Raw genomic sequence first — 22,548 nt, 5'->3', positions numbered from 1 at the left:
GCTGTTGGTGCCGCGCTGTTGGTGCCGCGCTGTTGGTGCCGCGCTGTTGGTGCCGCGCTGTTGGTGCCGCGCTGTTGGTGCCGCGCTGTTGGTGCCGCGCTGTTGGTGCCGTCAGCCGTTCGCGAGGGCGCGGAGCCTGCGCACCGCGGCGGCCGGGTCCTCGGCGCCGAAGACCGCGGTGCCCGCCACGAACGTGTCGGCGCCCGCCTCCGCGCAGGCCGCGATCGTATCGTCGGCCACTCCGCCGTCAACTTCAATGCGCAGCTCGAGATGGCCCGCGTCGACGTGCCGGCGCGCGGTCCTGACCTTGTCCAGCAGCTCCGGGATGAACGCCTGCCCGCCGAACCCCGCCTTGATCGTCATGATCAGCAGCAGGTCGAAGTGCGGCAGCAGCTCCAGATACCCCTCGACCGGCGTGTCCCGGTCGATCGCGAGCCCGGCCCGGCTGCCGGCCTTCCTCAGGTCCTTCGCGATCGCGACCGGGTCGGTGGCCGCCTCGGCGTGGAACGTGACGTTGTACGCCCCCGCCTCCGCGTACTGCGGCGCCCACCGCGCCGGGTCCGCGATCATCAGGTGGCAGTCGAACGGCAGCGTGGTCGCCTTCCGCAGGCTCTGCACCACCGGCAGCCCGATCGTCAGGTTGGGCACGAAGTGGTAGTCCATGACATCCACGTGCAGCCAGTCGGCGCTGCCCTCCACCGCCCCGGCGGACTCGGCGAGCCGCGCGAAGTCCGCGGCGAGAATGGACGGTGCGATCACGGTGTTGCTCACATCAGCACTCTAGGCGACGGTACGCCTTCCGCCGGATATGGGGGACAATCGGTGGATGGCTGATGTCGTCGATGTGATCGTCGCCGATCACGTGCGCTTCGAGACGCTGCTCCGCTCCCTGCGCGACCGCTCCCCCGCGGATCTCGCAGGCCACCGGCGGCGCACCTTGACCGAGCTCGCCGACCTTCTCGTCGCCCACGCCACCGCCGAAGAGTCCGAGGTGTACCCGAAACTGCGCGAGCTCACCGGCGGCGACGGCCACGTCGAGCACGGCGAGGACGAGCACCTAGACGGCCACCGCCGCCTCCTCGCCCTGCTGGACGTGCCCGACATGACGTCGCCCGCCTTCGACAAGGCCGTCAGCAAGCTCGCGAACTCGCTCTACCACCACCTCGACGAGGAGGAGCGCACCCTGATCAACGACGCCCGCGGCCTGGACCCGGCGACCCGCCAGGCCCTGGGCGACGCCTGGCTCGCCGAACGCGACCGGCTGATCGCCCTCTCCTGCGGCACCCGCACCACGGTCGCCGCCCTCCTCCCCGACTGACCCACCGCAACCTGCACAAACTACAGAAGGTTCCGCGCCAACTACCGGATCGAAGATCGATTAGGTGGGCCGAGGTAGGGTGCTGATGAAAGCGGCCCGCCAGCGCCACCACGTCGCCTCACGTCCCCATCCGCCGCCCTCCACCGCACCGCACGCCCCGTTCGCCGGACCCCGCTCCCCCACTCCCGCGCGCACGAGAACTCCGCGCGAACTCCGTCCGCGCGCACGAGAAAACGTCGGCGCGCACGAGCTCCCGCGCGCACGAGCCGGGAACGGCACGAGCCGGGAACGGCACGAGCCGGGAACGGCACGAGCCGGGAACGGCACGAGCAGGGCGGCGAGACAGGCGCCGCGTCAGGATGAGCGGCGGAGCAGGGCCAGGAACATGGCGTCGGTGCCGTGGCGGTGGGGCCAGAGCTGGACTGTCGGGCCGGTGCCCAGGTCGGGCAGGGAGGACGGCAGGAAGGGGCGGGCGTCGATGAGGTCCATGTCGATCTGGGAGCGGCGGGCCGCCTCCGTGACCGAGACCTCGGTCTCCGCCTGGTGCGGGGAGCAGGTGACGTAGGCGACGACCCCGCCCGGCCGGACCGCCCGGAACGCGGACTGCAGCAGCTCGCGCTGCAGGCGGGTCAGCGGGGGCAGGTCCGACGGCTGGCGGCGCCAGCGGGCCTCCGGGCGGCGGCGCAGCGCGCCGAGGCCGGTGCACGGGGCGTCGACGAGGACCCGGTCGAAGCCGCCCTCGGGCAGGTCCGCGTCCTTGCCGACGTCGCGGCCGTCGGCGTGGATCGTGTAGACGGGCAGGCCCTCGGTGGCCTTGGCGACCAGCGCCGCCCGGTGGTGGGCGACCTCGACGGCGGTCACGTGCGCGTCGCGGGTGCGGGCGAGCGCGCCGAGCAGGCCCGCCTTGCCGCCGGGGCCGGCGCACAGGTCGAGCCACCGCTCGTCGCGACCCTCGATGTCCGACAGGGCAAGGGCGGCGGCGACGAGCTGGCTGCCCTCGTCCTGCACGTGGGCGCGGCCGTCGCGGACGGCGGCGATGCCGGCTGGGTCGCCGCCGCCGGTCAGCACGACCGCGTACGGCGAGTACCGCCCGACGGAGGCGCCCCGCAGCGACGCGGCGAACGAGGCGGGGTCGAGCAGGCCGGGCCGGGCGCACAGGTGCACGGGCGGGGCGAGGTTGTCGGCGTCGAGGGCGAGCTCCGCCTCGTCGAGCGAGCCGAGCGCGTCGGCGAAGGCGCGCACGATCCACTGCGGGTGCGCGTGGTTGAGCGCGGCCGCCTCGTACGGGTCGGCGGGGGCCAGCCGGGTCAGCCACGCGGCGCGGTCGGACTCGGCGACGCGGCGCAGGACCGCGTTGGCGAAGCCGGCGGCGCCCGGGACCAGGGAGCGGACCAGGTCGACGGTGGTCGCGACCGCGGCGTGCGCGCCGACGCGCATGTTGAGCAGCTGGTAGGCGCCGATCCGCAGCGCGTCGCGGACGGGTGGGTCGATGCGGTCCACGGCACGGTCCGCGGCGGCGGCGACGATCGCGTCCAGGGTGCCGGTCTGGCGGAGCGTGCCGTAGGTCAGCTCGGTCGCGAACGCGGCGTCGCGGCCGGTGACCCCGGTCTCGCGGAGCAGCTTCGGCAGCACGAGGTTGGCGTACGCGTCGTCGCGGTGCACGGCGGCGACAGCCTCGTAGGCGGCCTCGCGGGCAGGGTCGATCGCCGGGCGGCCACCGCGCGGCGGCCGGACGAGCCGGTCGTCACGGGCGCCCGCCGGGCGCGGCCCCGGCCCCCGCCGGGGCGACCTCAAGACGAGGCTCCGGAAGCCGGGGCGCCGAGCACCACGCCGGACTCGATGCGGGCGCCGCGCGCCCAGGCGTCCGCTGGCATGGCCTTCTTCCCGGGTGCGGTGACCGTGCCCAGCGCGACCGGCACCGTGCCGGTGCCGACCAGGACCCGGTTGCGTTCGACGGCGACGACGCCCGGACCGAGCGTCGCGCCGCCGCCGATGACGGAGGCGGCGGTGACCGGCGTGACCGGGCCGAGCTTCAACCGGTCGCCGCGCAGGGTCGTCCAGGCGCCGGGGGCGGGCGTGCAGGACCTGACCCGCCGGTCGACGGCGAAGGCCGGGTCGCCCCAGCGGACGAGGGCGTCGTCCACGGTGAGCTTCGGCGCGAGGGAGATGCCCTCGTGCGCCTGCGGCACGGCGGCGAGCGAGCCGGCGGCGATGCCGTCCAGGACGGAGACCAGCAGCGAGGCGCCGGAGTCGGCGAGCCGCGACAGCAGGTCGCCGGAGGTGTCGCGGGCGCCGACGGGCTCGGTGAGCGTGCCGTAGACGGGGCCGGTGTCCAGGCCCTCCTCCAGGAGGAACACGCTGGCGCCGGTCATGTCGTCGCCGTGCAGGACGGCGTGCTGGACCGGGGCCGCGCCGCGCCACGCGGGCAGCAGCGAGAAGTGCAGGTTGATCCACCCGAACCGGGGGATGTCGAGCGCGACCCGCGGCACCAGCGCGCCGTAGGCGACGACCGGGCAGCAGTCGGGCGCCAGCTCACGGAGCCGGTCCAGGAACGCGGGCTCACGCGGCCGCTCGGGGGTCAGGACGGGAATGTCCCGCTCCTGCGCCCACGCGCTGACCGGCGACGGCACCAGCTGCCGGCCCCGGCCGGAGGGCGCGTCGGGGCGGGTCACCACGGCGACCAGGTCGTGCGAGGAGGCGGCGATCGCGTCGAGGGCGGGCAGCGCCACGGCGGGTGTCCCCGCGAAGACGAGCCTCACCGGCCGAACAGACCGTGCGGGCTGGTCTTCACGACCGGCGGGGCGTCGGGGTTGTACCACTCCGCCGCCCGGATCTCCTTCATCGCCTGCTTGCGCCGGTCGGCGTCGAGCCGGTCGACGAACAGGACCCCGTCGAGGTGGTCGGTCTCGTGCTGGGCGCAGCGCGCCATCAGCCCGGTGCCGACGATCTGGATCGGGTCGCCGTGCTCGTTGAAGCCCTTGGCGATCACGTTCTGCCGGCGCTTGGTGTCCACGTAGACGCCCGGGATCGACAGGCAGCCCTCGGGACCGTCCTGCTCCTCCTCGTCGGGGAACTCGAGCACCGGGTTGACCAGGTGCCCGATGACGTCGTCGACATCGAAGGTGAACACGCGCAGCCCGACGCCGATCTGCGGGGCGGCGAGGCCGGTCCCGTTCTGCTGGCCCATGGTGTCGAGCAGGTCCTTGACCAGCTTGCGCAGCTCACGGTCGAAGTCCACGACGCTGTCGGCGGGCGTGCGCAGCACCGGGTCGCCGAAGAGGCGGACGGACTGGACGGTCAAACGAGGCACCCCATATCTGGTTCGAGTCAAACAAGTCTAGTGTGGCCCGATGACGAGCCTCCACCTGCGTGGCACCGTCCTGCCGGACGGTGACGTCCGCGACATCTGGGTGCTCGGCGACCGGCTCACCTTCCAACGCCCGTCCGGCGACGTGACCACGGTCCACGAGGGCGGGTTCATCCTGCCGGGTCTCGTCGACGCCCACGCGCACCTGGGCCACCACGCGGACACGATGGCGTTCGACCCGGAGCTGTTCGCGGCGGCCGCACGGCAGTACACAGAAGACGGCACCCTCCTGTTGCGCGTGCCGGGCCATCGGGAGCCGATCCCGGCAGTGCTCCGGGAGGACGACGCCGTGCCGCGGCTCGTCACCGCCGGGCCGTGGCTCGCGTGGCGAGGGCTGGAGGAGCTCGATGACCTGCAGACCGTGCCGAAGAACCTGGCCGCGGAAGGCGTCGCGCAGGCCCTCGCCAACGACGGCTGGTGCAAGACCTACGGCGACTGGGAGTTCGACCGGGTCAAGACCCCGGAGTCGGTACTGCGGGAGCTCTGCGACGCCGTGCACGCGGTGAACGGGCGGGTGGCCGCCCACTGCCAGACTGCCGAGGGCACCCGCGCCGCGGTCCTGGCCGGCGTCGACTCGATCGAGCACGCCTGGTTCCTGACGCCCGACCTGCTCGGCGTGCTCGCCGCGCGGGGCGGCGCGGTGACCCCGACGTGGACGGGCTTCGTCGGCCACGTCGACGCCGTACGCACGAAGCCGGAGGGGCCGCGCAAGGACTGGTTCCTCGGCGGGGTCGAGAGCCTGCGCACCGCGACCGTCGACGCGTGGGAGGCCGGCGTCACCGTCCTCGCCGGCACCGACTCCCTCGGCCACGGCGACGTCGTCGCGGAGATCGGGCACCTGGTCGCGGCGGGGCTGCCGCCGGCCGCCGCGGTCGGCGCCGCGTGCTGGGACGCCCGCCGCTACCTCGGGTTCCAGGGCATCGAGGAGGGCGCGCCCGCCGACCTCGTCGCGGTCGCCGCCGACCCGAGGGTGACGCCCGAGGCGCTGCGACACCCGTCACTGGTGCTCCTCAGGGGACGCTCAGCAAAACGGGGCTAGCCTCGGCCAGGTGGCCGCCAAAGTCTCGTTGCGCTCGCTGCTGCCGTACCTGCGTGACCACCGCCGGACGCTCGTCGTCGTCGGCGTGCTGTCGCTGCTCGGATCCGCCACGACCCTCGCCCAGCCGCTGCTGACCCGCGACGTCCTCGACGGCCTGCAGGCCTCGGAGGCGGTCGGGCGGACCGTCGCGCTGCTGGTCGCGGTCCTCGCCGCCGTCGCGGTGCTCAACGCGCTGCGCGACTACCTGCTGCAGCGCACCGCCGAGGGGCTCGTGCTGACCGCCCGCCGGCGGCTGACCCGGCACCTGCTGCGGCTGCCGATCGCCGAGTACGACCAGCGCCGCACCGGCGACCTGCTGTCCCGGGTCGGCGCCGACACGACGCTCCTGCGGGCCGTCGTGACGTCCGGCCTGTTCGAGACCGTCACCGGCGCCGTCATGGTCGTCGGCGCCGGCGTCGCGATGCTGCTGCTCGACCCAGTCCTGTTCCTCACCGCCGGCGGCGGTCTCGCGCTGGGCCTGTCGATCGCGGTGGTCTTCTCCCGCCGGGTCCGGCCCGCCTCGGAGGAGGCGCAGGCCCGCATCGGCGACATGACCAGCGCCGTCGAGCGGGCGCTGACCGCGGCCCGCACGATCCGGGCGAGCAACGCCGAGGACCGCGAGGTCGCCACCGTCGAGTCCGGCGCCGAGGAGGCGTACCGGGCGGGCGTGCGGATCGCGAAGCTGCAGGCGCTCGTCGGGCCGGCCAGCGTCGCCGCGATCCAGGGCGCGTTCCTGCTGCTGCTCGGCGTCGGCGGCGCCCGCGTCGCGAACGGCACCATCTCCGTCGGTGACCTGGTCGCGTTCGTGCTCTACCTGTTCTTCCTGGTCATGCCCCTCGGCCAGGCGTTGCACGCGTACACGCAGCTGCAGACGGGGCTGGGCGCGTTGCAGCGGATGGAGGACATCCTGGTCGTGCCGCTGGAGGAGGACGCGGGCACCGCCGCGGTGGCGGACTCCCCCGTCGCCGTCTCGTTCGAGGGGGTCACGTTCGGCTACGCGGCCTCGCTGGAGCCGGTCGTGCGCGATGTGTCGTTCACGGTGGCGTACGGCACCCGCACCGCCCTCGTCGGCCCCTCCGGGGCGGGCAAGTCGACGCTGCTGCAGCTCGTCGAGCGGTTCTACGACGCGACCGCCGGCACCGTCCGGGTCGCCGGCGTGGACGTGCGGGACCTGCCGCGGCAGACGCTGCGCGCCCAGCTCGGCTACGTGGAGCAGGAGGCGCCGGTCCTCGCCGGGACGCTGCGGGAGAACCTGCGGCTCACCACGCCCGGCGCCACCGACGCGCAGATGCTGGAGGTCCTCGACGCGGTCAACCTCGCCGACGTCGTCGAGCGGACCCCGCTCGGCCTGGACGCGCAGGTCGGCGAGGGCGGGGTGCTGCTGTCCGGCGGGGAGCGGCAGCGGCTCGCGATCGCCCGGACGCTGCTGGCCGCGCCGCCGATCCTGCTGCTGGACGAGCCGACGTCCAACCTCGACGCGCGCAACGAGGTGGCATTGCGTCAGGCGATCGACACGGTGGCGCACAATCGGACGATGATCGTCGTCGCGCACCGCCTGTCGACCGTCGTCGACGCGGACCAGATCGTGGTCATGGAGGGCGGCCGGGTCGTCGCCACCGGCCGGCACGCCGACCTGCTCGACTCCAGCGAGCTGTACCGCGAGCTGGCCACCAACCAGTTGCTGGTGGCATGAGCGGTCCGGCCGAGGTCTGGGTGGTCGCCGGGCCGCCCGGGGCGGGCAAGTCGACGGTCGCGGACCTGTTGATCGGGCTGCTCGACCCGGTGCCGGCGCTGCTGGACAAGGACACCCTCTACGGCGGGTTCGTCGCCGCCACCCTCGCCGCCGCCGGCCGGTCCCCGGGTGAGCGCGAGGGCGTCTGGTACGACGCCAACATCAAGCTGCACGAGTACGCGGGGCTCGCCGCCACCGCCCGCGAGATCCGCGCCCGCGGCTGCCCGGTGGTGCTGTCCGCGCCGTTCACCGGCCAGATCTCCGACGCGGGCCGGTGGGCCGGGTTCGTGTCCTCGCTCGGCGGCGACCCCGTCCACCTGGTGTGGGTCCGCTCCGACCCGGCGACGCTGCGGGCCCGGCTCCTGGCCCGCGGCTCGCACCGCGACGGACAGAAGCTGGACCGGTGGGACGACTTCCTTGCGGCGATCCCGCCGGACCGGCCACCGGCGGTCCCGCACCGCGAGGTGGACAACCGCGAGGGCGCCCCGCCCCTGGAGGCGGCCCTCAGGGCCCTGCTACCGGGCTGACAGGACCAGGTTGGTCTGCGTGGTGGCGACGACCCGTACGTCGCTGAACCCGGCCTCGGTGAGCAGCCCGGTCAGCCGCGCCGCGCCCGCCTGCGCGCCCAGCGCGGCGCCGCCCTCGGAGATGGCGTGCGGCACGCACAGGTACGTCGACGCGCCGTAGAAGAGCCGCCCGAGCGGGTGCAGGTTGTCCTCGACCCGGTCCCCGGCCCGGGGCTCGACGATCAGCCAGGTGCCGTCGTCGCTCAGGGTCTCCCGGACCCGCCGGGCGGCCCCGAGGGGGTCGCCGAGGTCGTGCAGCGCGTCGAAGATCGTCACCAGGTCGTAGCCGCCGTCCGGGGGTGCGGGGAACCCGGCGGCGGTCGCGACCTCGAACTCGGCCCGGACGCCGGCCTTCGCCGCGGCGGCCGTCGCGGCGGCGACCGACCCGGGGTGCGCGTCGAACCCGGTGACCGTCGCGGCCGGGAACGCCTCGGCGATCAGGACGGTCGCGGCGCCGTGCCCGCAGCCGATGTCGGCGACGCTGCCGCCGGCGCGCAGCCGGTCGGTGATCCCGTCGAGGGCCGGCAGCCACCCGCTGATGAGGTGCTGGGCGTAGCCGGGCCGGTAGAACGCGGCGACGCCCGCGTGCAGCGCCTCGTCGTGCTCGCCCCAGCCGATGCCCTCGCCGGTGCGGAAGGCGCGTTCGAGCCGGTCGGTGTCGCTCAGGATCGCGAGGCAGAGCTCGGCCGCCGCCGGCAGGTTCACCGGCCCGTCGGGGTCGAGCAGGACGTGCTGCTCGGGGCTCAGCGCGTACGTGCCGCCGTCGTGCGTCAGGTAGCCGCCCGCGGTGAGCGCGCCGGCCCACTCACGGACGTAGCGCTCCGCGGTCCCGGACCGCCGTGCCAGCTCGGCGGTCGTCGCGGGGCCCTGCCGCAGCGCGGCGAACAGGCCCGTCCGCTCCCCCACGGCGATCAGCCCGGCTGACGGGCAGGCGCCGAGGTCGGCGACGGCACGCTCCAGGAGCTCGTTGAACCGTTCGGTATCCATGCCTTCCATGCAACCGCCTGCCCGGGGTGACTCCGGAGCGAGAAACAGGGCGAATCACAAAGTCAGAGCAGGTCAGAGCAGATCCAGGGGGTCGACCTGGACGCGGACGGGGTCGGTGGCCTTGCGGGCGGAGCGCAGGCCGGCGGCGGAGCGCAGGGCGAGGGTGAGGGCACGGCCGCCGGACCGGCCGGTGCGGACCAGCATCCGCTCCTGGCCGTCGGCGGCGGGGACGGGGCCGAGGACCTCCGCGCCCGGTGGCAGTTTCGCCGCCGCCAGGAGGTCGGCGACGGCGGCCGGCGCACCCGTCAGCGACGCCATCCGCACGACCGGCGGGAAGCCGAGCTCGCGCCGGTCGGCGAGCTCGCGGGCGGCGAGCCAGCCCGGGTCGAACCGCACGAGCGCCTGCACGACCGCGAGCGACGCGTCGGCGACCACGACGACCGTGCCGGTGTGCCGGCACAGGGCCGCGGCGGTCAGCCAGCGGCGCAGCGCCTCCTCGGTGCCGCGCAGGTCGGCGCGGGTGAGCAGGGCCCAGGTGTCGAGGAGGAGGACGGCGCCGTACCCGCCGGGGGCCACGGGCTCCGCGCCCGGGGTCGACACGACGATCGACGCCTCGCCGGGGACCGTGGCGAGGACGCCGTCGCGGCCCGAGGTCCGCACCGGGGTGTCCGGAAACGCCCGGGCGAGCTCCTCGGCGGTCCGGCGCGCGCCGACGACGGAGGCGCGGAGGCGTCGGCTGCGGCATTCCGGGCAGGCGTACGCGGCGGCGACCCGTCCGCACCACCGGCACAACGGTGGCGCGGTCGCCGACGGCAGCGCGAGGGGTCCGGAGCAGTTCGGGCAGCGGGCCGGGGTGTGGCACTCGGCGCAGGCGACCGACGGGATGTACCCGCGCCGCGGCACCTGGATGAGCACCGGCGCGTCCCGCAGCAGCGCGTCGCGGGCGGCCCGCCAGGCGGCGGTGGGGAGCCGGGCCGAGACCGCTCCCGGGTCGCGGGCCATCTGGTCGTCCTCGCCGACGGTCACCACCTGCGGCATGTGCCGCCGCACGACGTCCCTGCCGGCGGCGACCTCGATGGCCCAGCCGGCCTCGACGAGCTGCTGGGCTTCGGCGGTACGCGCGAACCCCCCGACGATGATCCCGCACCCTGCCTGTTCGGCGCGGGCGAGGAGGACCTGGCGGGCGTGCGGGTACGGCGCCCTGGGCTCGGCGTGCAGGTCGTCGCCGTCGTCCCAGACGGCGACGAGGCCCAGGTCGGCGACGGGCGCGAAGCAGGCGGCCCGGGTGCCGATGACGACCTTCACGTGCCCGCGCGCCGCGGCGAGGAAGCGGCGGTACCGTTCGGCGGGCCCGAGCGCCGCGGACAGCGCCACGTGCGCCCCGGTGCCGCCGAGCGCCTCGGCCATCGCCGCGTCGAGCCGGTCGAGGTCCCGGGCGTCCGCGACGACGATCAGCGCGCCGCGTCCGCCGGCGAGGGTGCTCGCCGCGGCCTCGGCGAGCCGCGCCGGCCAGTCCTCCCCGGGCAGCGCGGTCCACACGGCGTGCGGCCGCCGCCCGTCGCCGAGGGCCCGCAGCAGCGCCACTCCTGCCGGGTACCGCCGCCACCCCGCCTCGGAGACCGGTGGCACCGCGGGCGGGAACCCGGCGGACGGGGCGGCCGCCGAAGACGGCACGTCCGGAGAAGCCTCGCCCGACGGAGCCTCTCCCTGAGACCCCTCGTCCGGAGACCCCTCGCCCTGGGAACCCTCGTCCGGCGACCCCTCGTCGGCGGCCGGTGCGGAGGGTGAATCGGCGGGGGAACGTTTTTCGGTGGCCGCGTGACGGGGCGGGACGGCGAGGCGGAGGACGTCGGACATGGTGCCCGCGTAGCGGTCCGCGACCTCGCGGGCCAGGGCGGCGACCTCCGGCCGCAGCACCGGCTCCGGTGACACCACCTTGTCCAGGAACTGCAGGCGGCCCCCGTGCTCCGACTCCGCGACCCGCTCCAGCAGGAACCCGTCGGCGAGCTGTCCGGCGAAGCGGACCTTCACCCGTACACCCGGGACGGCGGCGGCGTCGAGAGCGGTGGGCACCAGGTAGTCGAACGGCCGGTCCAGGTGCGGCAGCGGCACGTCGACGCAGATCCGGGCGACCGGCAGCACGGCGGCGGCCTCGCGGGGCTTCGCGGTGCGCGACTTTCCCGCGACGCGCTCGGCGGCGGCTTTTCCGGTGGCCTTCGCGGCGGCCTTCCCGACCGGCTCCAGTGACGGGAAGAGACCGTCCTGTGATAGGCCGGAAATAGACGTTGACCGATCAATCCCGGTATCAGATTGATCGGCCAACGTCGAAGTGTGGATCAGGCGCCGGCGGCGGACTTCAGCTCGGCCGTGCGGCTCGCCTGCTCCCACGTGAAGCCGGGCAGCTCGCGGCCGAAGTGACCGTAGGCCGCGGTCTGCTGGTAGACCGGCTTGAGCAGGTCGAGGTCGCGGATGATCGCGGCCGGGCGCAGGTCGAAGACCTCGTTGATGGCCTTCTCGATCCGCTCGACCGGCACGACCTCGGTGCCGAAGGTCTCCACGAACAGCGAGACGGGGTGCGCCTTGCCGATCGCGTAGGCGACCTGGACCTCGCAGCGCTCGGCCAGGCCGGCGGCCACGACGTTCTTCGCGACCCAGCGGGTGGCGTACGCCGCGGAGCGGTCGACCTTCGACGGGTCCTTGCCGGAGAACGCGCCGCCGCCGTGGCGGGCGTAGCCGCCGTAGGTGTCGACGATGATCTTGCGACCGGTGAGGCCGGCGTCGCCCATCGGGCCGCCGATCTCGAAGCGGCCGGTCGGGTTGACCAGCAGGCGGTAGCCGTCGGTCTCCAGGCCCAGGCCCTCGAGCTCGGGGGCGATGACGTGCTCGCGCACGTCGGGGGTCAGCAGCGACTCGAGCGAGATGTCGGGCGCGTGCTGGCTGGAGACGACGACCGTGTGCAGCCGGACCGGGCGCAGGCCGTCGTATTCGATCGTGACCTGCGTCTTGCCGTCGGGGCGCAGGTAGGGGATCGTGCCGTCCTTGCGGACCGCGGACAGGCGGCGCGCGAGCCGGTGCGCGAGCGCGATCGGCAGCGGCATGAGCTCGGGCGTCTCGCTGCACGCGAAGCCGAACATCATGCCCTGGTCGCCGGCGCCCTGCAGGTCGAGGTTGTCGCTGCCGGAGCCCTCGCGGACCTCGATCGCGGAGTCGACGCCCTGGGCGATGTCGGGCGACTGGGCGCCGATCGACACGCTGACGCCGCAGGAGGCGCCGTCGAAGCCCTTCTTCGACGAGTCGTAGCCGATGCCGAGGATCGTCTCGCGGACGATCTTCGCGATGTCGGCGTAGGCGCTGGTGGTCACCTCACCGGCGACGTGGACCTGGCCGGTGGTGATGAGCGTCTCGACGGCGACCCGGCTGCGGGCGTCCTGCGTGAGGAGCGCGTCGAGGATGCCGTCACTGATCTGATCGGCAATCTTGTCGGGGTGACCTTCGGTGACCGACTCTGACGTGAACAGGCGGCGGGCCAATGGTGCTCCTCAGGGGTTACGGCGTCGGTTTGGTTGGCTTCGCAGCAGTGTACGACTTGGCCCTCGAGAACCGACAAAGGCATGGTGGAGTCTGGGCCGCCACGTCGTCGTGGGACCGGGATGATCAGGGCAAACGGTCGATGACGAGGTCCAAAATCCTATCGGCAAGGTCGTCTTTGGACAGTTCGGGCAGGGCCGAGCGGGTCCCGTCGGCGCCGAGGATGACCGCTTGGTTGCGCTCCGCGCCGAAGGTCTTGCCGACCCCGACCTCGTTCACGACGATAAGGTCCGCGCGCTTGCGGAGCAGCTTTTCGTGACCGTTCGCGACGGCCTGCTCGATCGCGGCGGTCTCGGCGGCGAACGCGACGAGCACCTGCCCCGCCGGCTTCGCCGCGCCGAGCTCCGCGGCGATGTCGGGGTTGGTCACGAGCTCCAGGGTGGGCGCGGTCCCGTCCACCTTCTTGATCTTGCCGGGGGCGAAGACCGCGGGCCGGAAGTCGGCCGGCGCGGCCGCCATGACCACGGCGTCGGCCTTCGCGGCCGCGTCCAAGGTGGCGACCCGCAGCTGCTCGGTCGTCTCGACCCGAACCAGGTCGGCGCCGGCCGGGTCGGGCAGCGCCACGTTGGCCGAGATGAGGGTGACCCGCGCGCCCCGGGCGACGGCGGCCCGCGCGATCGCGTAGCCCTGCTTGCCGGAGGAGCGGTTGCCGATGAAGCGGACCGGGTCGATGGGCTCGCGGGTGCCGCCGGCGGTGACCACCACGTGCCGCCCGGCCAGGTCGGCGGCGAGACCGCCGCGCCGCAGGAGCCGCTGGGCGGTGGCGAAGATCGCGGCCGGGGCGGGCAGCCGCCCCTTGCCGGTGTCGGCTCCGGTGAGCCGCCCCGCGTCGGGCTCCAGCACCACGACGCCGCGGGAGCGGAGCGTGGCGACATTGGCCTGGGTGGCGGGGTGCTCCCACATCTCGGTGTGCATCGCCGGCGCGAAGAGCACCGGGCACCGGGCGGTGAGCAGCGTGTTGGTGAGCAGGTCGTCGGCGAGCCCGTGCGCGGCCTTCGCGAGAAGGTCGGCGGTGGCGGGCGCGACGACGACGAGGTCGGCCTCGCGGCCGAGCCGGACGTGCGGGACCTCGTGGGCGCCGGTCCACACGTCGGTGCTGACCGGCCGGCCGGACAGGGCGGCCCAGGTGGCCTCGCCGACGAACGTGAGCGCCGCCGCCGTCGGCACGACCCGGACGTCGTGCCCTGACTCGGTCAGCAGCCGCAGCAGCTCGCAGGCCTTGTAGGCGGCGATCCCACCGGCGACGCCGAGAACGACCCTCGGCCGGTCACCGGCTCCGTCGTCCTCGGCGTGCATGTCGGACTAGACCTCTTCGATGCGCTCGGCGGTCAGCAGGCCGCTGTTGATCTCGCGCAGCGCGATGGAGAGCGGCTTCTCCTGCGGCGTGGTCTCCACCAGGGGACCCACGTATTCGAGAAGACCCTCACCCAGCTGGCTGTAGTAGGCGTTGACCTGACGGGCCCGCTTCGCCGCGAAGATCACCAGGGCGTACTTCGAGGTGGTCTTCTCCAGCAGCTCGTCGATCGGCGGGTTGGTGATGCCCTGGGGGTCTGCCACGGTTCCGGCCACGAAACAACCTCACGACTTTCCAATTGACAGCTCGCGAACCCGTAAACCTTACCAGCCCAGGGCGCAGGTGGTGGGAGCGCAGCGAGCATTGGGGGTCCGGGGTGAGAATCCCCCGGCGGGACCCGCCGCCTGCGGTGGGGCAGCTAGTGACTGCGCAAACGCAAACGTCCCGGCCGCGGGTCCGGCCGGGTGACTGCGCAAACACAACGCGCCCGGACCCAAGGGGTCCGGGCGCGTCGAGGTCTCAGCACTGGTCCGGGGGGACCGGCCACGCGGCAGTCACTTGCCGCCGGCGAACTCCCCGAGCAGTGCCTTGCGCTGCTGGTCGCCCAGGCCGCGGAGGCGGCGGCTGTCGGCGATCTTCAGCTTCTCCATGATCTGCGTCGCGCGGATCTTGCCGATGCCGGGCATTGCCTGCAGCACGGCCGAAACCCGAAGCTTGCCGACGACGTCGTCGGACTCCGCACGATCGAGCACGGCAGCGAGGGTGGTCTTCCCCTGCTTCAGTTGCTCCTTCAGCTCAGCGCGAGCCTTACGAATCTCAGCCGCTTTTTCCAAAGCGGCCGCGCGCTGTTCCGGGCTCAGTGACGGGAGCGGCACCAGGTCTCCTCAGGTCCCTTGAAAAGAATGTTGATGGTCTAGCGCGGGGAAAACTAGCGGTCACGAGCCATTTCGGCAACGTGGGTATCGCATGATCGACGGCCGGTGGCGGCTTGATGATCAGGCGGTGACCGCCAGAGCGGCCGCGCATTCGTCACGCGCCCGCTCCGCGGCAGCACGCAGCGTGGCCACGTCCGGGCCCGCGCCGAGGATCTCCCGGGAGTACGACGGCAGCACGTCAGGGGCTTGATCACCGAACGCGGCCCGCAGTCCGTCGGCTCTGCCGCCCTGTGCACCGAGGCCCGGCGCCAGGATCGGTCCATTGAGGTTCGTCAGGTCGTGGCCGTGCTCACCGAGCGTCGCGCCGATCACGACGCCGACGTCGCCGAGGGGCGTCACACCCGCGTTGAGCTGCGCAATCTCGTCGACGACGGTCTGCGCGACGGTCCTTCCGCCGGCCCCGACGGCCCGCTGGACCGACGCGCCCTCGGGATTCGACGTCAGCGCGAGGACGAACGCGCCGAGGCCGTTCGCGGCCGCCTTGTCGAAGATCGGGCGCAGCGAACCGACCCCGAGGAACGGGCTGACGGTGATCGCATCGGCCCGCAGCGGGGACGCCGGGTCGAGGTACGCGTCCGCGTACGCGGCGGCCGTCGAACCGATGTCACCCCGCTTGACGTCGAGAACTACAAGAGTCCGGGTCGAGTCAAACTGTCGGATAGTCGACTCCAGCACCGCTATGCCCCTGGAGCCGAAACGCTCATAAAAGGCGGACTGGGGCTTGATCACCGCGACCCGGTCGGCCAGGGCCTCCCCCACCGTCCGACTGAACGCTTCCAGGCCCTTGACATCGTCGGAGAGGCCCCAGGCGGCCAGCAGGGAGGGGTGGGGGTCGATCCCGACGCACAGCGGCCCCAGCGTGTCCATGGCGGCCCTCAGCCGGGCCCCGAACCGTTCGCTCACGCGTGCTCCCTGGTGGCGTGGACGGCCTGCTTCACGAGGCGCGGGCCGTGGTAGATGAATCCGGTGTAGAGCTGCACGAGCGACGCCCCGGCCTCGAGCATGCGGGTCACGTCGTCGGCGGAGGTGATCCCGCCCACACCGACGACCGGCAGCCCGCTCTCCTTGGCGACGAAACGCACGACCTCCAGGGCCCGCGGCGCGAGCGGGCGGCCGCTCAGCCCGCCGGTCTCGGTGGTCGTCACGCCCGGCCGGGCGACGGTCGTGTTGGTGGCGATCAGCCCGGCGACACCCTGGGCCAGGCACACGTCGAGCAGCTCGCCGAGCGCCGCGTCGGTCAGGTCGGGGGCGACCTTGACCAGCACGGGCTTGCCCGCCCGGTTCTCCGCGTGCAGCGCGCCGAGCAGCGCCGTCAGGTGCGCCTTGTCCTGCAGCTCCCGCAGCCCCGGGGTGTTCGGTGAGCTGACGTTCACCGCGAAGTACGCGCCCTGGTCGTACAGCTGCCGGAAACTGCTGACGTAGTCCTCGACGGCGCCGGTCAGGGGCGTCACCTTCGACTTGCCGAGGCTGATGCCCAGCGGCACGGGCAGGGGCCCGAGGGCCTTCAGCCGGGCCGAGAGGGCCCGCGCGCCGCCGTTGTTGAAGCCCATCCGGTTGACGATCGCCTCCTGCGGAGGGAACCGGAACAGGCGGGGGCGGTCGTTGCCGGGCTGCGGGTGCCAGGTGACGGTGCCGACCTCGACGAAGCCGAAGCCGAGCCGCGGCCAGGCCCGCAGCGCCCGGCCGTCCTTGTCCATGCCGGCGGCGAGCCCGACCGCGTTCGGGAAGTCGATCCCGAACACGGTCCGGCGCGCACCGGGCGGGCTGTAGGCCCGCTTCTTCGACGGCACCCGCGACAGCCAGTGCAGGGTCCGCTCGTGCACCGTCTCGGCGTCGCCGCCGCCGAGACGGAACAGCACCGGGCGGACCAGCCGCTCATACGTCACGACGCAGCCTCCAAGGCCGACGCTGACCGCTCACGACGCCGCCTCCGGCGTCGCCGCGAGCCCAACCTGCGCTGCCCGTGAGCGGCCCAAGACGCTTCGCTGGCCGCTCACAACGCCGCCTCCGGCGTCGCCGCGAGCCCAACCTGCACTGCCCGTGAGCGGCCCAAGACGCTCCGCTGGCCGCTCACTGCTGCCCGCGCAGGGCGGCGTGCAGCTCCTGCAGCGGCCGGACCGTCATCTCGCCGCGCAGCAGCGCCTCGACGCCCATGACCGCGGCCGCCGCGCCCGGCAGCGTGGTGATGCACGGGATGTCGGCGACGACCGCCGCGCTGCGGATCTCGTAGCCGTCCTGCCGGCCGCTGGAGCCCTGCGGGGTGTTGATCACCAGGGCGACCTCGCCGCCGGCGATCATCGACACGGCGTTGCGGCCGCCGCCCTCCTCGAAGTGCTTCGGCACGATCTCGCAGGCGACCCCGTACCGGCGCAGGACCTGACCGGTGCCGGCGGTGGCGACGATCGAGAAGCCGAGGTCGGCGAGGCGCTTGACCGGGAACACGATGCCGCGCTTGTCCCGGTTGGCGACCGTGACCAGCACCGTGCCGGTGGTGGGCAGCGACCCGTACGCGGCGGCCTGCGACTTCGCGAAGGCGTGGCCGAAGGACGTGTCGATGCCCATGACCTCGCCGGTCGACTTCATCTCCGGGCCGAGCAGGTTGTCCACGCCCTTGCCCTCGATCGTGCGGAAGCGCTTGAACGGCAGCACCGCCTCCTTGACCGCGATCGGCGCGTGCTCCGGCGGGGTGCCGCCGTCACCGGTCGCGGGCAGCAGGCCCTCGGCGCGCAGCTCGGCGATCGTGGCGCCGAGCGCGATGCGGGCCGCGGCCTTCGCCAGGGGCACCGCCGTCGCCTTCGACACGAACGGCACGGTGCGCGACGCGCGCGGGTTGGCCTCCAGGACGTACAGGACGTCGTCCTTCAGCGCGTACTGGACGTTGAGCAGCCCCTGGACGCCGATGCCACGGGCGAGGGCGACCGTGTAGCGCCGCACCTCGTCCAGGTGCACCCCGGCGAGGGTGATCGGCGGCAGGACGCAGGAGGAGTCGCCGGAGTGGATGCCGGCCTCCTCGATGTGCTCCATGACCCCGCCGACGTAGACCTCGCCGTCGGCGTCGCAGAGGGCGTCGACGTCGATCTCGATGGCGTCGTCGAGGAACCGGTCGACCAGCACCGGGTGCGCCGGGGAGATCTCGGTGGCCCGGGCGATGTAGCCGCGCAGGGTCTGCTCGTCGTAGACGATCTCCATGCCGCGGCCGCCCAGCACGTACGAGGGCCGCACCAGCACCGGGTAGCCGATCTCGTCGGCGATGAGCTTGGCCTCGCCGAAGCTGGTCGCGGTGCCGTGCGCCGGCGCGGTCAGGCCGGCCCCGGTGAGGAGCTTGCCGAACGCGCCGCGGTCCTCGGCCAGGTCGATCGCCTCGGGCGAGGTGCCGACGATCGGCACGCCCGCGTCGGCGAGCTGCTGGGCGAGGCCGAGCGGGGTCTGCCCGCCGAGCTGCACGACGACGCCGACGACGCCGGGGCCGCCGGCGGCCTTGCCGGACTCGTCCTCGGCGTGCACGACCTCCAGGACGTCCTCGAACGTGAGTGGCTCGAAGTACAGCCGGTCCGCGGTGTCGTAGTCGGTGGACACCGTCTCCGGGTTGCAGTTGACCATGACGGTCTCGAAGCCCTTGGCGCGCAGCGCCATGACCGCGTGCACGCACGAGTAGTCGAACTCGATGCCCTGCCCGATCCGGTTCGGCCCGGAGCCCAGGATGATGACCTTGGGCCGGTCCGACGGGGCGACCTCGGTCTCCTCCTCGTAGGTGCTGTAGTGGTACGGGGTGCCGGCCGCGAACTCGGCGGCGCAGGTGTCGACGGTCTTGTAGACGGGCCGCAGGCCGAGCCGCTGGCGGAGGCTGCGCACGCCGTCCTCGCCGGCGAACTCGGGCCGCAGCGCGGCGATCTGCCGGTCGGACAGGCCGGCCCGCTTCGCCGTGCGCAGCAGCGGCTCGTCGAGCACGGCGGCGCTGAGGATCTCGGCGCGCAGGTCGACCAGCGCGGCGATCTGGTCGACGAACCACGGGTCGAAGCCGCTCGCCTCGGCCACGGCCGCGACGCTGTGCCCTTCCCGCAGCGCGCGTTCGGCGGTGTACAGCCGGCCGTCGTGCGGCACCTTCAGCGCTTCGATCGGGTCGACGCCCGCCTTGTCGGGGTAGGTCCAGAACCCGGCGGCCTTGGTCTCCATCGACCGCATCGCCTTGCCCAGGGCCTCCTGGAACGTGCGGCCCATCGACATGGCCTCGCCGACCGACTTCATGGTCGTGGTCAGCTCCGCGTCGGCGCCGGGGAACTTCTCGAACGCGAACCGCGGGATCTTCACCACGACGTAGTCGAGCGAGGGCTCGAACGCCGCCGGCGTCTTGAGGGTGATGTCGTTGGGGATCTCGTCCAGGGTGTAGCCGATGGCGAGCTTCGCGGCGATCTTCGCGATCGGGAAGCCGGTCGCCTTGCTGGCCAGGGCGCTGGAGCGGGAGACGCGCGGGTTCATCTCGATGACGACCAGCCGGCCGGTCTGCGGGTGCACCGCGAACTGGATGTTGCAGCCGCCGGTGTCGACGCCGACCTCGCGCAGCACGGCGATGCCGAGGTCGCGCAGCCGCTGGTACTCGACGTCGGTGAGCGTCATGGCCGGCGCGACGGTCACGGAGTCGCCGGTGTGCACGCCCATCGCGTCGACGTTCTCGATGGAGCAGACGACGACCACGTTGTCGTGCTTGTCGCGCATCAGCTCCAGCTCGTACTCCTTCCAGCCGAGCACGCTCTCCTCGATGAGGACCTCGTGCACCGGGGAGGCGACGAGCCCGCCGCCGGCGAGCCGCTCCAGGTCGGCGTCGGTGTGCGCCATGCCGGAGCCGAGGCCGCCCATGGTGAACGACGGCCGGATGACGACCGGCAGGCCGAGGTCGGCGACGGTCGCGCGGACCTCGTCCATCGAGTGGCACACCCGGCTGCGCGGGGTCTCGCCGCCGGCCTTGGCGACGATGTCCTTGAACAGCTGCCGGTCCTCGCCGCGCCGGATGGCGTCGATGTTGGCGCCGATGAGCTCGACGCCGTACTTGTCGAGCACGCCCGCCTCGTGCAGCGCGACGGCGGTGTTGAGCGCGGTCTGCCCGCCGAGCGTGGCGAGCAGCGCGTCGGGGCGCTCCTTGGCGATGACCTGCTCGACGAATTCGGGGGTGATCGGCTCGACGTACGTGGCGTCGGCGAACTCCGGGTCGGTCATGATGGTGGCCGGGTTGGAGTTGACGAGGCTGACCCGCAGCCCCTCGGCGCGCAGCACGCGGCACGCCTGCGTGCCGGAGTAGTCGAACTCGCACGCCTGGCCGATGACGATCGGGCCGGAGCCGATGACGAGGACGTGCCGGAGATCGGTCCGCTTAGGCATTGGTGTTCATCAACTCCGCGAATCTGTCGAACAGGTAGTCCGCGTCGTGCGGCCCCGCTGCCGCCTCCGGGTGGTACTGGACGGTGAAGGCCGGCACGTCGAGGCAGCGCAGGCCCTCGACGACCCCGTCGTTGAGGCAGACGTGGCTGACCTCGACCTCGCCGAACTCGGTGCTGGTGCGCCCTTCGCGGGGCGCGTCGACGGCGAAGCCGTGGTTGTGGCTGGTCACCTCGACCTTGCCGGTGGTCCGGTCCAGGACGGGCTGGTTGATCCCGCGGTGGCCGTAGCCCAGCTTGTACGTGCCGAACCCGAGCGCGCGGCCCAGGATCTGGCTGCCGAAGCAGATCCCGAAGAGCGGGATCCTCGCGGACATGACCTCCTTGGCCAGGCTGACCGGGCCGTCGGCGGTGGACGGGTCGCCCGGGCCGGGCGAGAAGAACACCGCGTCGGCGTTCAGCGCGCGGATGTCCTCCAGGGTGGTGCTCGCGGGCAGCACGTGGGTGGTCACCCCGCGGGCGGCCAGCCGGCGCGGGACGTTGCGCTTGATGCCCAGGTCGATCGCGGCGACCGTGAAGCGGTGCTCGCCCTCGGCCTCCACGGTGTACCGCTCGGGCGTGCTCACCTCGGCGGACAGGTCCGCGCCGAGCATCTCGGGCTGCTGGCGGACGCGCTCGAGGATGCCGTCGCGGTCGTCGTCGACGCTGGAGACGCCGACGCGCATCGCGCCGCGCTCGCGCAGGTGGCGGGTGAGGGCGCGGGTGTCGACGCCGCTGATCCCGACGATCCCCTCGACCGCGAGCCGGTCCTGGAGGCTGCCGGAGGCGCGCCAGTTGGAGTAGGACCGGGCGGGGTCGCGCACCACGTAACCGGCGACCCAGACGCGGCCCGACTCGTCGTCCTCGTCGTTGATCCCGGTGTTGCCGATCTGCGGCGCGGTCTGCACGACGACCTGCCGGTGGTAGGACGGGTCGGTCAGCGTCTCCTGGTAGCCGGTCATGCCGGTGTTGAACACCGCCTCGCCGAAGGTCTCCCCGATGCTGCCGAAGGCCTCGCCGCGGAAGGTGCGGCCGTCCTCCAGTACCAACAATGCTGCTCTGCGCTTCACCGAGTCGCCTTTCCGTTCAACACCGTCGGCTCGCCGCGCAGATAGGTCGCCTCGACGCGACCGCGCAGCTCCATCCCGGCGTATGGGGTGTTGCGTGACCGGCTGGCCAGGGCGGTCGGGTCGACCGTCCACCGGACCTCCGGATCGAAGACCGCGATGTTCGCGACCTGACCGACCTGCAGGGCGTGGCCGTGCCCGGCGAGACCGGCGATCTTCGCCGGCGCGACGGACATCCAGTCCGTGATCCTGTCCCACTGCGGCCCCATCGTCTGTACGACGATCGCCAGGGCGGTCTCCAGGCCGAGCATCCCCGGCCTGGCGTACGCCCACTCGCACTCCTTGTCCTCGACGCTGTGCGGGGCGTGGTCGGTCGCGACGCAGTCGATCGTGCCGTCCTGCAGGCCCTTGCGCAGCGCGAGCACGTCGGCCTGGGTCCGCAGCGGCGGGTTCACCTTGTACACCGGGTCGTAGTCGACGGCGAGGTCCTCAGTGAGCAGCAGGTGGTGCGGCGTCACCTCGGCGGTCACCCGCCAGCCCTTGGACTTCGCCCAGCGGATCAGCTCGACGCTGCCGGCCGTCGACACGTGGCAGATGTGCAGGCGGGCGCCGACGTGCCCGGCGAGGAGCACGTCCCGGGCGATGATCGCCTCCTCGGCGACGGCCGGCCAGCCGGTCATGCCCAGGCGGGCGGCGACCTCGCCCTCGTTCATCTGCGCGCCGGTGGTCAGCCGCGGCTCCTCGGCGTGCTGGGCGACGACCCCGTCGAACGCCTTGACGTATTCGAGAGCCCGGCGCATGAGGCGCGGGTCGTGCACGCAGTGGCCGTCGTCGGAGAACACGCGGACCTTCGCCGCGGAGTCGGCCATCGCGCCGAGCTCGGCGAGCTGCTCGCCGCCCAGCCCGACGGTGACGGCGCCGATCGGCTGCACGTCGACCAGGCCCGCCTCGCGGCCGAGGCGCCAGACCTGCTCCACGACGCCGGCGGTGTCGGCGACCGGGCTCGTGTTGGCCATCGCGCACACGGCCGTGTATCCACCCAGGGCCGCGGCGCGCGAGCCGGACTCGACCGTCTCGGCGTCCTCCCGCCCGGGCTCCCGCAGATGGGTGTGCAGGTCCACGAGTCCGGGAAGCGCGATCTTGCCACCCTTCTTGTCCGGATTTATGCCGACAATTACCCCGTCCTCGACGGTGATCTCGCCCAGCTG

At 73.3% G+C, this 22,548-nt stretch carries 19 protein-coding genes; 4 read left to right on the top strand and 15 right to left on the bottom strand.

Annotation, left to right across the window (positions count from 1 at the left end):
* Positions 1 to 111: 111 nt before the first annotated feature.
* Positions 112 to 771 carry a ribulose-phosphate 3-epimerase gene (rpe, locus tag AB0J72_RS16135; RefSeq protein WP_363399282.1) on the bottom strand — a complete coding sequence of 220 codons (660 nt, stop codon included), beginning with the start codon at positions 769 to 771 and terminating at the stop codon, positions 112 to 114.
* Between the two features lie 55 nt (positions 772 to 826).
* Between rpe and AB0J72_RS16130 the strand changes: the two genes are divergently transcribed.
* Complete coding sequence (locus AB0J72_RS16130; RefSeq protein ID WP_363399280.1) at positions 827 to 1,318, top strand: hemerythrin domain-containing protein; 492 nt, start codon at positions 827 to 829, stop codon at positions 1,316 to 1,318.
* Positions 1,319 to 1,672: 354 nt separating this feature from the next.
* Here AB0J72_RS16130 and AB0J72_RS16125 read toward each other — a convergent pair whose 3' ends face one another.
* From AB0J72_RS16125 to def, 3 genes are read right to left on the bottom strand one after another with little or no spacing between them, the layout of a single operon-like run.
* The gene (locus AB0J72_RS16125) at positions 1,673 to 3,112 is read right to left on the bottom strand and encodes an RsmB/NOP family class I SAM-dependent RNA methyltransferase (protein ID WP_363399278.1); all 1,440 of its coding nucleotides are present in this window, start codon (positions 3,110 to 3,112) and stop codon (positions 1,673 to 1,675) included.
* On the bottom strand, positions 3,109 to 4,077 hold the full coding sequence (fmt, locus tag AB0J72_RS16120; RefSeq protein WP_363399276.1) for a methionyl-tRNA formyltransferase: 969 nt from the start codon (positions 4,075 to 4,077) through the stop codon (positions 3,109 to 3,111). The genes AB0J72_RS16125 and fmt overlap by 4 nt, the downstream gene beginning before the upstream one ends.
* On the bottom strand, positions 4,074 to 4,619 hold the full coding sequence (gene def / locus AB0J72_RS16115) for a peptide deformylase (RefSeq protein ID WP_344503576.1): 546 nt from the start codon (positions 4,617 to 4,619) through the stop codon (positions 4,074 to 4,076). Before def ends, fmt begins: the two co-directional genes overlap by 4 nt.
* A 49-nt stretch (positions 4,620 to 4,668) precedes the next feature.
* Here def and AB0J72_RS16110 point away from each other — a divergent pair, with 49 nt between their 5' ends.
* The 3 genes from AB0J72_RS16110 to AB0J72_RS16100 are packed head-to-tail and all read left to right on the top strand — an operon-like array spanning position 4,669 to position 8,022.
* Positions 4,669 to 5,724: an amidohydrolase family protein gene (locus AB0J72_RS16110; protein WP_363399273.1), complete on the top strand. Its 1,056-nt coding sequence runs from the start codon at positions 4,669 to 4,671 to the stop codon at positions 5,722 to 5,724.
* Positions 5,725 to 5,734: 10 nt separating this feature from the next.
* Entirely contained in the window at positions 5,735 to 7,456 is a 1,722-nt protein-coding gene (locus AB0J72_RS16105; RefSeq protein ID WP_363399271.1) for an ABC transporter ATP-binding protein, read from the top strand.
* Entirely contained in the window at positions 7,453 to 8,022 is a 570-nt protein-coding gene (locus tag AB0J72_RS16100) for an AAA family ATPase (protein WP_363399269.1), read from the top strand. Before AB0J72_RS16105 ends, AB0J72_RS16100 begins: the two co-directional genes overlap by 4 nt.
* On the opposite strand, the gene AB0J72_RS16095 is transcribed toward AB0J72_RS16100, so the two are convergent.
* From AB0J72_RS16095 to AB0J72_RS16045, 11 genes are all read right to left on the bottom strand, one after another.
* Positions 8,011 to 9,048, bottom strand: a complete 1,038-nt coding sequence (locus AB0J72_RS16095) for a class I SAM-dependent methyltransferase (RefSeq protein ID WP_363399267.1) — start codon at positions 9,046 to 9,048, stop codon at positions 8,011 to 8,013. The two genes, AB0J72_RS16100 and AB0J72_RS16095, sit on opposite strands and share 12 nt — an antisense overlap.
* Positions 9,049 to 9,120: 72 nt before the next feature.
* On the bottom strand, positions 9,121 to 11,190 hold the full coding sequence (locus AB0J72_RS16090) for a primosomal protein N' (RefSeq protein ID WP_363399265.1): 2,070 nt from the start codon (positions 11,188 to 11,190) through the stop codon (positions 9,121 to 9,123).
* A gap of 194 nt (positions 11,191 to 11,384) precedes the next feature.
* Positions 11,385 to 12,578 carry a methionine adenosyltransferase gene (metK, locus tag AB0J72_RS16085; protein ID WP_344503570.1) on the bottom strand — a complete coding sequence of 398 codons (1,194 nt, stop codon included), beginning with the start codon at positions 12,576 to 12,578 and terminating at the stop codon, positions 11,385 to 11,387.
* 124 nt (positions 12,579 to 12,702) lie between these two features.
* Entirely contained in the window at positions 12,703 to 13,932 is a 1,230-nt protein-coding gene (coaBC, locus tag AB0J72_RS16080) for a bifunctional phosphopantothenoylcysteine decarboxylase/phosphopantothenate--cysteine ligase CoaBC (protein WP_363399262.1), read from the bottom strand.
* 6 nt (positions 13,933 to 13,938) lie between these two features.
* The gene (rpoZ, locus tag AB0J72_RS16075) at positions 13,939 to 14,205 is read right to left on the bottom strand and encodes a DNA-directed RNA polymerase subunit omega (protein ID WP_033356843.1); all 267 of its coding nucleotides are present in this window, start codon (positions 14,203 to 14,205) and stop codon (positions 13,939 to 13,941) included.
* Between the two features lie 279 nt (positions 14,206 to 14,484).
* Positions 14,485 to 14,805, bottom strand: a complete 321-nt coding sequence (gene mihF, locus AB0J72_RS16070) for an integration host factor, actinobacterial type (protein ID WP_033356842.1) — start codon at positions 14,803 to 14,805, stop codon at positions 14,485 to 14,487.
* A gap of 120 nt (positions 14,806 to 14,925) precedes the next feature.
* Positions 14,926 to 15,768, bottom strand: a complete 843-nt coding sequence (gene pyrF, locus AB0J72_RS16065) for an orotidine-5'-phosphate decarboxylase (RefSeq protein ID WP_363399259.1) — start codon at positions 15,766 to 15,768, stop codon at positions 14,926 to 14,928.
* Entirely contained in the window at positions 15,765 to 16,751 is a 987-nt protein-coding gene (locus AB0J72_RS16060; protein ID WP_363399257.1) for a quinone-dependent dihydroorotate dehydrogenase, read from the bottom strand. Before AB0J72_RS16060 ends, pyrF begins: the two co-directional genes overlap by 4 nt.
* 184 nt (positions 16,752 to 16,935) lie before the next feature.
* Positions 16,936 to 20,238: a carbamoyl-phosphate synthase large subunit gene (gene carB / locus AB0J72_RS16055; RefSeq protein ID WP_363399254.1), complete on the bottom strand. Its 3,303-nt coding sequence runs from the start codon at positions 20,236 to 20,238 to the stop codon at positions 16,936 to 16,938.
* A complete protein-coding gene (gene carA, locus AB0J72_RS16050; RefSeq protein ID WP_363399252.1) occupies positions 20,231 to 21,343 on the bottom strand; it encodes a glutamine-hydrolyzing carbamoyl-phosphate synthase small subunit in 1,113 nt (370 codons plus the stop codon). Before carA ends, carB begins: the two co-directional genes overlap by 8 nt.
* Positions 21,340 to 22,536, bottom strand: coding sequence for a dihydroorotase (locus AB0J72_RS16045; RefSeq protein WP_363399368.1), 1,197 nt, complete (start codon positions 22,534 to 22,536; stop codon positions 21,340 to 21,342). Before AB0J72_RS16045 ends, carA begins: the two co-directional genes overlap by 4 nt.
* Between the last annotated feature and the right edge of the window lie 12 nt (positions 22,537 to 22,548).

It is taken from the genome of Dactylosporangium sp. NPDC049742, assembly GCF_040674675.1.
Classification (GTDB): domain Bacteria; phylum Actinomycetota; class Actinomycetes; order Mycobacteriales; family Micromonosporaceae; genus Dactylosporangium; species Dactylosporangium maewongense.
Note: the sequence above shows the minus strand (reverse complement) of the source record. Positions and strands in the feature narration are given on the sequence as shown.

Coding starts and splice junctions, on each gene's coding strand:
- AB0J72_RS16095 (WP_363399267.1), bottom strand. CDS start 9,048: ATGGATACCGAACGGTTCAACGAGCTCCTGGAGCGTGCCGTCGCCGAC.
- coaBC (WP_363399262.1), bottom strand. CDS start 13,932: ATGCACGCCGAGGACGACGGAGCCGGTGACCGGCCGAGGGTCGTTCTC.
- AB0J72_RS16130 (WP_363399280.1), top strand. CDS start 827: ATGGCTGATGTCGTCGATGTGATCGTCGCCGATCACGTGCGCTTCGAG.
- carB (WP_363399254.1), bottom strand. CDS start 20,238: ATGCCTAAGCGGACCGATCTCCGGCACGTCCTCGTCATCGGCTCCGGC.
- AB0J72_RS16100 (WP_363399269.1), top strand. CDS start 7,453: ATGAGCGGTCCGGCCGAGGTCTGGGTGGTCGCCGGGCCGCCCGGGGCG.
- AB0J72_RS16110 (WP_363399273.1), top strand. CDS start 4,669: ATGACGAGCCTCCACCTGCGTGGCACCGTCCTGCCGGACGGTGACGTC.